Consider the following 12953-nt stretch of genomic DNA (forward strand, 5'->3'; position numbering starts at 1 on the left):
TCACCTGCGCGTACGCTCCCTCCGTGAGCCGATTGTCGAGCGTCGATGCAGCATTCTGGTTCGCCGAGACCGGCGGATGGCACATGCACATAGGGGCATGCGCGGTGTGCGACCCCACCGATGCACCGGAATTCAGCTTCGACCGTGTCCGCGACCTGGTCGCCCGCCGGCTGCCCGAGCTGCCTCAGTTACGTTGGCGGGTGACCGGTGCCCCGCTGGGGCTGGACCGGCCGTGGTTCGTCGAGGACGAGGATCTGGATATCGACTTCCATATCCGCCGCATCGCGGTACCGGCGCCCGGCGGCCGTAAGGAGTTCGACGAACTCGCCGGCCGGTTGATGTCCTACAAGCTCGATCGATCCAAACCCCTGTGGGAACTCTGGTGGATCGAAGGCCTCAAGAACGGCCGGGTCGCCATCATCACCAAGATGCACCATGCCGTCGTCGACGGCGTCTCCGGTGCCGGGCTCACCGAGATCCTCTTCGACGTCACCCCCGAACCACGGCCGCCTGCCGCCTACGTCGACCGGTCACTGGTCGGTATCGGGCTGCCGCGACCCGAGGTGCGGATGATCAACGCATTGATCAATCTGGGCGTCAAGACGCCCTACCGGGTTGCCCGGCTGATCGAGCAGACCGTGCGCCAGCAGATCGCCGTGCGCAACATCGACAACAAGCCGCCACGCTATTTCGATTCTCCGACGGTGCGTTTCAACGCACCGATCTCGCAGCACCGCAGGGTCGCCGGGGCACGGGTGCCACTGGACCGGGTGAAGGCGGTCAAAGAGGCGTTCGGTGTCAAGCTCAACGACGTTGTTCTCGCCCTGGTCTCGGGCGCCATGCGCGAGTACCTCGCCGAGCGCAACGAACTGCCGCAGAAGTCGCTGGTCTCCCAGGTACCGGTGTCCACCCGCGCCGATGCCGACAACGCGGTCGGCAATCAGGTGTCGACCATGACGGTCGTACTGGCCAGTGATATCGAAGACCCGGCACAACGCATCAAAGCCATCTACGGCTACACCCAGGGCGCCAAGGAGATGGCGAAAGCGCTGACCGCGAACCAGATCATGGGCTACACCGAGACCACGCCGCCCGGGCTGCTCGCATTGGCGTCCCGCGCGTACGCCGCCAGCGGGATCGGCAGCTCGATCGCGCCGATGAACGTCGTGATCAGCAATGTGCCCGGCCCGAGCTTCCCGCTGTACATGGCCGGCGCACGGGTCGAGAGCCTGATGCCACTGGGTCCGCTGCTGTTCGACGTGGCACTCAACGTCACATGCTTCAGTTATTGCGATTCAGTCGATTTCGGTTTCATCACCACACCGGAAGTGGCAGCCGACATCCACAAGATGGCCGATCTCATCGAGCCCGCTCTGGCGGATCTGGAGGTGGCCGCCGGCCTCGCCGAAGCCCCAACGTCAAGCCTGCTTGGATCCGCCCAGCCCGCTGAGTAGCGCCACGATCACCCCGATGATCACCACACCACCGCTGATGATCAGGGTGAGGTTCAGCCACATGTGCATACTGTCGATCGCGTGCTCGACCATCACGTCGGCGATCGTGCGGATGTTGCCGCTGGTCCGGTTCAACGCGTCCCCGACGTAGCGCCTGCCGATCTCGATGCCCGCCCAGCCGGCGGCACCGACCAGCAGACCCGAAACGCCCAGCGCGCCAAGCATCTTGCCGCGCTTGCGTGATGCCGCCAGGGTGAGCAAGGCGAAGACCCCTGCCAGCACCGCTACCCCGATGCTGGCCCACGGACCCCACACCGCCACCGGACGCAGCTGCCCCGGCCGCAGCCCGCCCGATTCGTTCGCGGTGATCGGCACCTGCAGGCTGGTGGGTACCTCGACACCGAAACCGTTCAGTGTCTCCCGGATCGAGCTGTCGGCCAGCATCGGCGACAGGTCCACCACCCACTGGCCCTGCGCGTCGTTGGTGAACAACCACCGGTGCACCACCCGGTTGGCCGCCGCGAACTGGCCGGGGAACACCTCGTTGGAGGTATAGGCGTCGGCGGCGGCCCCGATCAGGGTGGCCTGGTTCCCGGAGGTGCCGGTGGCGGCGGTGATCTGGTCGGTCAACTCGGCTGCCATCGGCTGCTGCAGCGCGCGGTCGCGGCCCGCCGAGGTGGCCAACTCGGCGTAGCCGTCGACGCTGACGACGTTCTGCTGGGCCCACAGGGCGGGAACCGTGACGGCCAACAGCGCGGTGGTCACCAGCCAGAGCAGGGCGGCGAGCAGAGAACGCATGCCGCCCCTCTTTCGTGTCAGTCCGATAGCGCGCGACCCACGATCAACGGATCGGGCTGGCCGATCACCTCGTGGTCCTTGTTGTCGTAGTTGAACTTACTCAGGACGTGGCGCATCGCGTTGATCCGGGCGCGTTTCTTGTCGTTGCTTTTCACGACGGTCCACGGCGCGATCTCGGTATCGGTCCAGCCGAACATGTCCTCTTTGGCGGCGGTGTAGTCGTCCCACTTGTCCAGCGACGCCAGGTCGGTGGGTGAGAGCTTCCACTGCCGGACCGGGTCGACCTGCCGGATGGTGAACCGGGTGCGCTGCTCGTTCTGGGTCACCGAGAACCACAGCTTGGTCAGGCTGATGCCGTCATTGACCAGCATCTGCTCGAACAGCGGGGCCTGCCGGATGAACTCGGCGTGCTGCTTGGGGCTGCAGTAGCCCATCACCCGCTCCACCCCGGCGCGGTTGTACCAGGACCGGTCGAACAGCACGATCTCACCGGAGGCGGGCAGGTGCTGGACGTAGCGCTGGAAGTACCACTGGGTACGTTCCTTCTCGGTGGGCTTCTCCAGCGCCACCACCCGGGCCCCGCGTGGGTTGAGGTGCTCCATGAACCGCTTGATGGTTCCGCCCTTGCCCGCGGCGTCGCGGCCCTCGAACACGATGACGTGCCGCAGCCCGTTGGCCTGGCTCCACTTCTGCAGCTTGAGCAGTTCGATCTGCAGCAGCCGTTTCTGCTCCTCGTATTCGGTGCGCTTCATGCGCTCGTCGTACGGATAACCCTCGCGCCAGGTATCGACGACCTCGCCACCGGGCATCAGCAACAGTTCGGGATCGTCGTCGTCATCGTCACGCACGGCGTAGCCGGAAACATCCAAAGTCACCGGCAGAAGCTATCCACCCGGACGTACGAGACGGTGACGCCCGGGTGAACAGCAGGGGTGCTACTTGGCTTCGCGCTTGGGCCTGGCCAGGGCCATCTTCGTCATGGCCTTGTTCATCCGGGCCAGCGCCTTGAGCGAGTTGTTGTAGTAGTTGCCGCCGGCCCCGACAGACAGGCGAGGCACCACCACCGTCTCCTGCCTGCAGAACTTGCGCACACCGTCGACACCGCCGAAGCGCGCCCCGATGCCCGAGGTCTTCCACCCACCCATCGGGGCGGTGGTGCACATCAGGTTGGAGATCACGTCGTTGACGTTGACTGCACCGCAGTCCAGTTGCAGCGCGATGTCCTTGGCGCGTTCGACGTCCTTGGAGAACACCGCCGCGCTCAGCCCGTACGGGCTGTCGTTGGCGAGCCGGACGGCCTCGCCGACCGAGGACACCCTCATGATGGGCAGGGTCGGGCCGAAGGTCTCCTCGGTCATACACGCCATCGAGTGGTCGACGTCGACGAGCACGGTCGGCGGGTAGAAGCTGCCCGCACCCTCGGGCCGCTTACCGCCGGTGAGTGCCTTGGCACCCTTGGCCAGCGCGTCATCGACATGCTTGGCCGTCACCGCCACCTGGGATTCGTCGATCAGGGCGCCGAAGTCGTAGCCCTCGCCGGCGCCGACCTTGAGATTCTCGACGGCGGCCACCACGGCATTGACGAACTGGTCGTAAACCGGTTCCAGGACGTAGACCCGCTCGACCGAGACGCAGGTCTGGCCGGCGTTGAACATCGCACCCCACACCGCGGCATTGGCGGCCAGCGGGATATCGGCGTCCTCGCACACGATCATCGGGTCCTTGCCGCCGAGTTCCAGGCTGACCGGGGTGAGCCGGCGCGCGGCGCGTTCCATCACCTTGACGCCGGTGGCGCTGGAGCCGGTGAACTGGATGTAGTCGGAATTGTCGATGACGGCCTCGGACACCTCGCGGGCGCCCTGGGCCAGGGCCAGCACCTCGGGGGCACCGGAGTCGAGCCAGCCGCGCAGCAGCACCTCGGCGGTCAGCGGGGTGCGCTCGGACGGTTTGAGCAGCACCGCGGCACCGGCAGACAGCGCGCCGATGGCGTCCATCATGGCGTTGGCGACCGGGTAGTTCCACGGCGCGATGATGCCGACGACCGCGCGCGGCCGGTAGTGCACGGCGATCTTCTTGATGGACAGGAACGGCAGCGGGGCCGGCCGACTGTCCGGCGCCATGGCCTTCTCGACGGTCTTGATGTAGTACGACAGGATCATGATCAGCAGCGGCACCTCTTGGGCCGCATCGGTCGCCGATTTGCCGGTCTCGGCGATCAGCAGCTTCTCGATCTCGTCGCGGTGGTCGCCGAGCCACACGGCGTAGCGGGCGAGCACCTTGGCACGGCCCTTGGCGCCGCGCGCCTCCCACTCCTTCTGCGCTTCGCGCAGGCCGGCGGCGATCTGGGGGACGTCGGCGGCGCTGGTCCACCGCACCTCACCGGCGACGGCGCCGGTTGCCGGATTCAGGATGGTCGACACGTCGGAACGGTCTGCAGTGGCAGTCATAGACCCATGCTAAACCCGACCTGTGACGCATTTCTCACTGGGGTTGACACCTGTCAACTCTGCAGCAGCGTTCCCCTGATGTACTTCGCCTGGCCGAGGTGCTGCGCGCAGTCGTCGATGATGCTGACCAGCCGCGCACTCGCGGTCACCGGCGGATCCCAGCTGTCGTCCACGATGCGCTGCAGTTCGGCGTCGTCGACGGACGCGATGTACTCCAAGGAGACCTTGTGCACCGCCTTGTAGTACCCCGCCAGCAGGTCGGCCGGGGCGCGCACCTTGGCAACCTCCTCAGGTGTGTGCCCGTAGCCCATATCGTTGCCCGGCAGGTCGAGCCCGAATCGCTCTTCCCAGCCGTCCCGGGTCCACACCTGTTCGGTACCCGCGATATCGCACAGCTGTAGATCCTGGCCGCGGGCGCTGTGCCAGACCAGCCACGCGATGCTGTTGGCACCCGCGACCGGCTGCCACGCCCCGAGGTCCTCGGACAGCCCGTCGGTCACCTCCCCGACGTGCTCGATGAGCCGGGTGAACGAATCCCGCAGCAGTTCCCGCGCAGCATCAGCCATGCCCGGAAGGTACCCGCGGGGCCCGACACCTACGCCAGTTATGCCAGTTATGCCGCGGCGGAGCTGTCGCCCTTGGCGCTGTCTGTCTTTTCCGCCTTGTCTGTCTTTTCCGCCTTGTCTGCCTTGTCTGTCTTGTCCTTGTCGTCGTCGGCCTTGTCGTCGTCGGCCTTGTCGTCGTCGGCCTTGTCGCTGTCGGAGTCTTCGGAGTCGCTCTTGTCAGCGTCGTCGTCGGAGCCGGCGTCGGCGTCCTCGGTCGACTCATCCTCGGCCGCCGGCTCCGCAACCTCCGCCTCGTCCTCCTCGGCAGCCTCCTTTTCCTCCGAATCCTCCGACATCACCAGCGGCACAACATCATCGACCACCGGACCCGGATCCGCGGCCGGCACGTCCAGCGTCACCGTCGTGGCGACGGCGGCAGGTACGGTCGAAACCACCTCGGTCGCGGGAACGCTCACGTCCACTGTCGCTGTCCTCGCCGCAGGTACGTTCGGCGTTATCGGCGTCGGCAAAACGTTGTGCAGGAAATCGGACACGGCATCAACGACCGCCACATAAACCGATGCCGCCCAGCCCGGGTCGCCGTCGCGATGGTTCCCGACCGGCGCGGGCAACAGCGTCAGGGGACGCACCAGATCTGCCAGCACCACACCGAGCAGGCCGTGGGCCGGATCGATCAACCCCAGCGCCAAGTTGCTGATCAGACCGGGGATGTCGGCGGGCGTCCGGACGGCCGCCTCCAGCGTCTCCACCAGCTGGGCCGGGAGGTAACCCAGGTAGGTGACGGCTTGGGCGATGATCATCACCGGCGCGACCATCACCGACCGGATCGCCCAGAGGCTGCGCCCCAGTTCCGTCTCGGCGATGCGGGCCATCGCCTCTCCCCCGGCGGCCGGATCCCACAGCCGATCGAAGGCCGAGCCGATACCCGCCGAGACGCCGTCGATCCCGTCGCGCAGCCACCCGTTCACCGGACTTGGCGCCAATGAGGCCAGGTGGTCCAGGTAGACGCGTTCCCGCGCGGCATATCCGCCGTAGGTGAAAACGGGGTTCAGGTACGACTGGGACAGATAGCTGGCCACACTGCCGATCAGTTCGGGATCGCGCAGGGACGCCAGCACCGCATACGCCGCATCGAAGCGCAATGACGTTGCGGCGATGAGCGGGTTGCTGATCGCGCGCGTCAGATTCTGCACCCCGACGCCCACGTTCTCCAGCAGATCGGTGATCGCCGACGCCGGTAGCACCGCGGCACTGCTCACCACCGGCGCGGCTTGCTGAACCGGCGGTACCCAGGCCGGTGCGGCCGCCGTGACCAGTCCGGCCGCCAGCACTGCGGACATGAATTTGGTGTGCGGGCGCACCGCGATACTCGACATTGTTCTCCCCAGCGTCGGACCCGCACAGTTGCGGTGCCGTCAGCCTAGAGAGAAATTTACGTTCGCAACAATTTTTAGCGGAAAGACTTTGCTCCGCAGTCACGCCGCCCCGTGGAACACCGCCTCGACGTTGTTGCCGTCCGGGTCGCGGACAAATGCCCCGAAGTAGCCGGGGTGATACTCCGGCCACAACCGCGGTGCGTGCAGCGACTCGGCACCGAGTTCCAGCGCGGCGTCGTAGAACGCCTGCACCGCCGCGGTGTCCGCGGCGTGGAACGCGAAATGCGTTTCGCGGTTCGGCCCCGTGGCCTCGCCGGCACTCATATCGGCGATCCAGAAGTCCGGTTTGCCCTCGACGCCGTAGCCGATGGCGACCTGGTAATCCATCTGCCGGGTGTAACCCAGCACGCCGAGGACCTCGTCGTAGAAGGCCTTCGACCGCTCCCAATCAGCACAGTTGATTCCGAAGTGATCCAGCACACCGTCACCGTACATTCGGGGTATGACATACGACCTCGTCATCCGCGGCGGGACCGTCGTCGACGGGCTCGGCGGCGAACCCTTTGTCGGCGATATCGCGATCCGCGACGCGGTGATCGCCGAGATCGGCACCGTCGCCGGCACGGGCGCCCGCGAGATCGACGCCGCCGGCCTGCTGGTCACTCCGGGGTTCGTCGACCTACACACCCACTATGACGGGCAGGCGATCTGGAGTGACCGGATGACACCGTCCTCGGCGCACGGTGTCACCACCGCGGTGATGGGCAACTGCGGTGTGGGCTTCGCACCGTGCCGCCCGGAGGACCACGACACCCTGGTGGACGTGATGGCCGGCGTGGAGGACATCCCCGGCGTGGTCATGGTCGACGGCCTGCCCTGGACCTGGGAAACGTTCCCGGAGTTCCTCGACGCCCTGGAGTCGCGGCGCCGCGATATCGATGTGGCGGCCTTCCTGCCGCACTCGCCACTGCGGGTCTATGTGATGGGTCAGCGCGGGGTGGATCGCGAGCCGCCGACCCCAGACGATCTGGCGATGATGCGCAAGCTCGCCGAGGAGGCCATCCGCGCGGGCGCCGTCGGGTTCGCCTCCTCCCGGCTGACCCTGCACAAAACATCGGGCGGACAACCGATTCCGAGCTATGACGCGCAGTACGACGAGATCGAGGCCATCGCCCGCGGCGTCGACGATGCCGGTGGCGGGCTGCTGCAGTTCGTTCCGGATCTGATGGCCGGCGACTACGAGGGCGCGCTGGCAGCAGTGTTCGACGTCGCCGCCGAGGTCGGATTGCCGGTCACGTTCACGCTCGCGATCGGCAATGCCGGACCGCCACTGCACCTCGATGCGCTGCGGATGGTCGAGAAGGCCAACGCCGATGGCGGGGATGTCACCGGCCAGATCTTCCCGCGCCCGATCGGGCTGGTGCTCGGCCTGGAACTGTCGGGCAACCCGTTCGTCATGTATCCGGCGTACCGGGAGATCGCCGACCTGCCGCTCGCCGAGCGTGTCGCCGAGATGCGCAAACCGGAAGTGCGCAAACGTATCCTGACCGACCTGCCGGCCGGTGACGGCCATCCGCTGATGTTCGCCGCCCAGGCCTGGGACTACATGTATCCGCTCGGTGACCCACCGAACTACGAACCGGCACGTGAGGATTCGATCGGCGCCCGGGCGCGGGAGCGTGACGTGAGCCCACTCGAGGAGGCCTATGACCGGCTCCTCGACGACGACGGTCACGCGATGCTGCTGGTCACGCTGGCCAACTTCCGCGACCACTCACTGGATACGGTGGCGGACTTGATCGCGCGCGATGATGTCGTGCTGGGCCTGGGCGACGGCGGCGCGCACTACGGGATGATCTGCGATGCAAGCTTTCCCACCTACATGCTGACGCACTGGGTTCGAGATCGGCGTTCCGGACGGCTGCCGCTGCCGCGGGTGATCAAGGAGCTCACCTCGGTGCCGGCCCGGATCGCCGGGATGGCCGATCGCGGCCGGCTCGCGGTCGGGTACAAGGCCGACCTCAACATCCTGGACACCGACGCCGTACGGCTACACCGCCCGACCGTGCGGGCCGACCTGCCGGCCGGCGGGCGACGACTCGACCAGGCCGCCGACGGTTATGTCGCAACCATCGTGTCCGGCGAGGTCATCGCGGAGAACGGGGTGCCGACCGACGCGCGGCCCGGGCGCCTGGTCCGGGGACGCCAACCCGCGCCACAATGAACCCATGAGCGTCAAAGTTGATCTGGACAAGCTCGCCGACACCCTGGCCGATTTCCCGTTCGGCTATCTGATCACCGTCGGGGACGATCACCGCGCCCACACGGTGGCCGTCGTCCCGGAGTTCACCGACGGCGTCTTCACCATCGCGCCCCTCGGCAACACCACCCGCCGCAACGCCGGAGCCCATGACGCCGTGACCGTGCTGTGGCCGCCCCGCGAACCGACCGGATACTCGCTGATCGTCGACGGCACCGCCGAGGTGGCCGACGACGGTGTACGCCTGACCCCGAGCCGGGCGGTGCTGCACCGCAGCCCCGACGGTGTGCACGACTGCGTCTCGCTCAAGAGCTGAGTTATCCACAGATCCACGATCGGGCCTGTTGCCGATACCCGTGATGGGCTGCAATTGAACGGTGCTGGACCACATCCTCGCGGCAAACGGCGGAGTGGTGTCGTCTGCACAACTGCGTGCCGCCGGCGCCGCACCTCGAGGTTTCAGCCGAGTCCGGCACGGCTGGTACGCCAACCAGTCCGCTGATCCACAGGTGTTCCGCGCGGTGTCGGCCGGCGGTGTCCTGGCGTGCGCCTCCGTACTGCGTCGCCATCAGGTGTGGGTTCTCGATTCTGTTCTGCACGTGCGCTATTCGAAACGCGCCCGCCGACCGGGTGTACGGTCCTGCCACCCGTACCGCCTGGATCCACCCGTCGTCGGAGCCGTCGATCCGGTGGATATCGCGGTGGCGTCTGCGGCGAACTGCCTGGGCGCCGAAGGTCTCGTGGTCGTCTTGGATTCGATGCTGAACAAGCAGATGATCCAACCGGCCGATGCCAGATCGATCGTGGCGGCCTCTCCGCTGGCCCACCTGGATCTCGCCGCACGTTGCGACCCGAAGAGTGAATCCGGTACCGAGACCATCATTCGATTGCGGTTGCGGGCCTTGGGTATCGAGCTCCGATCCCAGGTGGACATCCCGGGAGTGGGCCGGGTCGACTTCCTGGTCGGTGATCGGTTGATCATCGAAGCCGACAGCAAGGAGCACCACCTACCGAAGTATCAGTCCGACCGGACGCGGGACCGGGTTGCGATCGGATTGGGGTATCTGGTGATTCGGCTGACCTATGAGGATGTTGTGTACCACTGGGACACGGTCGTCGTGGACATTCTCACCGTCGTCCGCCGACGCAAGCACCGGGGCCGATCGTAATGTTCCGCTGACAGCGTCGCCGCGGAAACTATGGCACGGCAACGCTGTCAGGCGAACATTGGGAAAGGCCCGGCCCCGCAAGCGGGACCGGGCCTTCCTGAAACCAGGACTTAGAAGTCCATACCGCCCATGCCACCGGTCGGGTCGCCCGCAGGTGCGGCGGCCTTCTCCGGCTTGTCGGCGACGACGGCCTCGGTGGTGAGGAACAGCGCCGCGATGGACGCCGCGTTCTGCAGCGCCGAGCGGGTGACCTTGACGGGGTCGGCAACGCCGGCGGCCAGCAGGTCCTCGTACACGTTGGTCGCGGCGTTCAGGCCGTGACCGTCTTCCAGGTTCGACACCTTCTCGGCGACGACACCAGGCTCCAGACCACCGTTGAAGGCGATCTGCTTCAGCGGAGCCGACAGCGCGACACGCACGATGTTGGCACCGGTCGCCTCGTCACCGGTGAGCTTCAGCTCGTCCAGAGCCGGAGCCGACTGCAGCAGGGCCACGCCACCACCGGCGACGATGCCCTCTTCGACGGCGGCCTTCGCGTTGCGAACGGCATCCTCGATGCGGTGCTTGCGCTCCTTGAGCTCCACCTCGGTGGCAGCGCCGGCCTTGATGACGGCAACGCCACCGGCCAGCTTGGCCAGGCGCTCCTGCAGCTTCTCGCGGTCGTAATCGGAGTCGCTGTTCTCGATCTCGGCACGGATCTGGGCCACGCGACCGGCGATGGCATCGCTGTCACCAGCGCCCTCGACGACGGTGGTCTCGTCCTTGGTGACGACGATCTTGCGGGCCTGGCCCAGCAGGGCGAGGTCAGCGGTCTCCAGCGAGAGGCCGACCTCTTCGCTGATGACCTGGCCACCGGTGAGGATGGCGATGTCCTGCAGGATGGCCTTGCGGCGGTCACCGAAGCCCGGGGCCTTGACGGCCACCGACTTGAAGGTGCCACGGATCTTGTTGACCACCAGGGTCGACAGGGCTTCGCCCTCGACGTCCTCGGCGATGATCAGCAGCGGCTTGCCGGACTGGATGACCTTCTCCAGCAGCGGCAGCAGGTCCTTGACGGTCGAGACCTTGGAGCTGACCAGCAGGATGTAGGGATCCTCCAGGACGGCTTCCTGGCGCTCGGCGTCGGTCACGAAGTAACCCGAGATGTAGCCCTTGTCGAAGCGCATGCCCTCGGTGAGCTCCAGCTGCAGGCCGAAGGTGTTGGACTCCTCGACGGTGATGACACCCTCGTTGCCCACCTTGTCCAGCGCCTCGGCGATCAGGTCGCCGATCGACTGGTCGCCCGCGGAGATACCGGCGGTCGCAGCGATCTGCTCCTTGGTCTCGACCTCCTTGGCGGTGGCCAGCAGACGCTGGGTCACGGCCTCGACGGCCTTCTCGATGCCGCGCTTCAGGCCGAGCGGGTTGGCGCCGGCAGCGACGTTGCGCAGACCTTCGCGAACCAGGGCCTGGGCCAGCACGGTGGCGGTGGTGGTGCCGTCGCCCGCGACGTCATCGGTCTTCTTGGCGACCTCTTTGACCAGCTCGGCGCCGATCTTCTCGTACGGGTCCTCCAGCTCGATCTCCTTGGCGATGGACACACCATCGTTGGTGATCGTGGGGGCGCCCCACTTCTTCTCCAGGACGACGTTGCGACCCTTGGGGCCGAGCGTCACCTTTACGGCGTCGGCGAGGCTGTTCAAGCCACGCTCGAGGCCGCGACGGGCCTCTTCGTCATACGCAATTGTCTTAGCCATTGCGAGGTGATTCCTCCGGTTGGGAATTGCACGTCTATTGGTCGGGTTCAGTGCCCGCGACGGACGACCGGTGGCTGTGCGGCCTGGTCTCACCGTCCCGACCTGGCACTCACAGATCGAGAGTGCCAGATTCATTTTTAGCACTCGCCATGGGCGAGTGCAAGGTCGACTAGCTGCCCTCGCCCTGGAAGCGATCGTCGACGAAATCGGCGAACTCGACGCTGCCCGGGAACTCCTTGGCCTCGGTGAACGCATCGGCGATCTCCTGCTCGGAGGCAATGATGTCCTCGCTCAGCGGAACCGGGTTCTTCAGCGACCGCGTCCAGGTGGTCCGGGAGGCCTCCGGGCTGATCTCGGTCAGCTCCGCATACTTGGCCGACCAGGTGTCCAGATTGTCCGCCGACCATTTCGTCGCGACGGCGTAGCGGTCCAGGAAGTCCGCGATCGCCTCGGACACGGCCGGATCCTCCAACCCCGCACCGGAGGCGACCCAGAAGTTGTAGCCGTTGCCCGCGGTGTCAGCCGCGGCGATGATCCGCGCGCCGACCTCCTGCTCGGCGATCGCGGTGTAGGGATCCCACACCGCCCACGCATCAACCTCGCCGCGGGTCAGCGCCGCGTAACCGTCGGCCGGCGAGACGTACACAGGCTCGATATCGGAGAGCCCCAGCCCGGCCTTCTTCAGGTGCAGCAGCAGATTGGCGTTGGCCGAACTGCCCTTGGTGACAGCGACCTTGCGGCCCTTCAGATCCGCCACCCCGGTGACCGGGGAATCCTTGCCGACCAGGATCGCGTCACCCTTGCCGGTGGCCTCCAGCGCGCCAACCACCTTGATGTTCGCGCCGGCCGCGGCCCCGAACACGGCCGGGGTGTTGCCGACCTGGGCCAGGTGGATACCGCCCGCGCTGGCTGCCTCGACCAGCGGCGGGCCTGCGGTGAAGGTGGAGAACTCGACCTTGTACGGTGCGTCGGCGAGCTGACCGGAGGCCTGCATCAGCACCTCGATCGAAATGGCCCGCTGATCGCCGACCTTCAACGTCACCGTCGACAGGTCCACCGGACCCTCGGGCGCGGCGGTCTCCGAGCCACCACCGCAGGCCGTCAGCAGCAGTGCCGCCGCGACGAGTAGAGATGCAATCTTCACTTC

The 12953-nt window shown here is 66.6% G+C and carries 12 protein-coding genes; 4 read left to right on the plus strand and 8 right to left on the minus strand.

The window, feature by feature from the left end; all coding sequences use genetic code 11:
* Window positions 1-23 precede the first annotated feature (23 nt).
* Complete coding sequence (locus ACLBYA_RS21120) at window positions 24-1454, plus strand: WS/DGAT/MGAT family O-acyltransferase (protein WP_447711396.1); 1431 nt, start codon at window positions 24-26, stop codon at window positions 1452-1454.
* On the opposite strand, the gene ACLBYA_RS21125 is transcribed toward ACLBYA_RS21120, so the two are convergent.
* The 6 genes from ACLBYA_RS21125 to ACLBYA_RS21150 all read right to left on the minus strand — a co-directional run bounded on the left by ACLBYA_RS21125 (window position 1419) and on the right by ACLBYA_RS21150 (window position 7121).
* A complete protein-coding gene (locus tag ACLBYA_RS21125; protein WP_447711397.1) occupies window positions 1419-2252 on the minus strand; it encodes a hypothetical protein in 834 nt (277 codons plus the stop codon). The two genes, ACLBYA_RS21120 and ACLBYA_RS21125, sit on opposite strands and share 36 nt — an antisense overlap.
* A 17-nt stretch (window positions 2253-2269) precedes the next feature.
* Window positions 2270-3127 (minus strand): polyphosphate kinase 2, encoded by an 858-nt coding sequence (gene ppk2, locus ACLBYA_RS21130; protein WP_447711398.1) that lies wholly within the window; start codon window positions 3125-3127, stop codon window positions 2270-2272.
* Between the two features lie 60 nt (window positions 3128-3187).
* On the minus strand, window positions 3188-4699 hold the full coding sequence (locus ACLBYA_RS21135; protein WP_447711399.1) for an aldehyde dehydrogenase family protein: 1512 nt from the start codon (window positions 4697-4699) through the stop codon (window positions 3188-3190).
* Between the two features lie 53 nt (window positions 4700-4752).
* Window positions 4753-5265, minus strand: coding sequence for a mycothiol transferase (locus tag ACLBYA_RS21140; protein ID WP_447711400.1), 513 nt, complete (start codon window positions 5263-5265; stop codon window positions 4753-4755).
* A 47-nt stretch (window positions 5266-5312) separates the two neighbouring features.
* Window positions 5313-6605: a hypothetical protein gene (locus ACLBYA_RS21145; protein ID WP_447711401.1), complete on the minus strand. Its 1293-nt coding sequence runs from the start codon at window positions 6603-6605 to the stop codon at window positions 5313-5315.
* A 135-nt stretch (window positions 6606-6740) separates the two neighbouring features.
* Complete coding sequence (locus tag ACLBYA_RS21150; protein ID WP_447711402.1) at window positions 6741-7121, minus strand: VOC family protein; 381 nt, start codon at window positions 7119-7121, stop codon at window positions 6741-6743.
* Between the two features lie 22 nt (window positions 7122-7143).
* On the opposite strand from ACLBYA_RS21150, the gene ACLBYA_RS21155 reads away from it, so the two are divergent.
* From ACLBYA_RS21155 to ACLBYA_RS21165, 3 genes are all read left to right on the plus strand, one after another.
* Entirely contained in the window at window positions 7144-8865 is a 1722-nt protein-coding gene (locus ACLBYA_RS21155; RefSeq protein WP_447711403.1) for an N-acyl-D-amino-acid deacylase family protein, read from the plus strand.
* A gap of 4 nt (window positions 8866-8869) precedes the next feature.
* Entirely contained in the window at window positions 8870-9217 is a 348-nt protein-coding gene (locus tag ACLBYA_RS21160) for a pyridoxamine 5'-phosphate oxidase family protein (protein WP_447711404.1), read from the plus strand.
* A 61-nt stretch (window positions 9218-9278) separates the two neighbouring features.
* Window positions 9279-10070, plus strand: coding sequence for an endonuclease domain-containing protein (locus tag ACLBYA_RS21165; protein ID WP_447711405.1), 792 nt, complete (start codon window positions 9279-9281; stop codon window positions 10068-10070).
* Between the two features lie 110 nt (window positions 10071-10180).
* Here ACLBYA_RS21165 and groL read toward each other — a convergent pair whose 3' ends face one another.
* Entirely contained in the window at window positions 10181-11806 is a 1626-nt protein-coding gene (gene groL / locus ACLBYA_RS21170) for a chaperonin GroEL (RefSeq protein ID WP_447711406.1), read from the minus strand.
* Window positions 11807-11975: 169 nt separating this feature from the next.
* Window positions 11976-12950 carry an ABC transporter substrate-binding protein gene (locus ACLBYA_RS21175; RefSeq protein WP_447711407.1) on the minus strand — a complete coding sequence of 325 codons (975 nt, stop codon included), beginning with the start codon at window positions 12948-12950 and terminating at the stop codon, window positions 11976-11978.
* Window positions 12951-12953 lie beyond the last annotated feature (3 nt).

Source organism: Mycobacterium sp. C31M (assembly GCF_053345865.1).

Bases quoted from the DNA above. Each gene is read 5' to 3' on its own strand.
- ACLBYA_RS21125 (WP_447711397.1), bottom strand. From the start codon at position 2,252: ATGCGTTCTCTGCTCGCCGCCCTGCTCTGGCTGGTGACCACCGCGCTG.
- ACLBYA_RS21135 (WP_447711399.1), bottom strand. From the start codon at position 4,699: ATGACTGCCACTGCAGACCGTTCCGACGTGTCGACCATCCTGAATCCG.
- ACLBYA_RS21140 (WP_447711400.1), bottom strand. From the start codon at position 5,265: ATGGCTGATGCTGCGCGGGAACTGCTGCGGGATTCGTTCACCCGGCTC.
- ACLBYA_RS21145 (WP_447711401.1), bottom strand. From the start codon at position 6,605: ATGTCCGCAGTGCTGGCGGCCGGACTGGTCACGGCGGCCGCACCGGCC.
- ACLBYA_RS21155 (WP_447711403.1), top strand. From the start codon at position 7,144: ATGACATACGACCTCGTCATCCGCGGCGGGACCGTCGTCGACGGGCTC.
- ACLBYA_RS21160 (WP_447711404.1), top strand. From the start codon at position 8,870: ATGAGCGTCAAAGTTGATCTGGACAAGCTCGCCGACACCCTGGCCGAT.
- groL (WP_447711406.1), bottom strand. From the start codon at position 11,806: ATGGCTAAGACAATTGCGTATGACGAAGAGGCCCGTCGCGGCCTCGAG.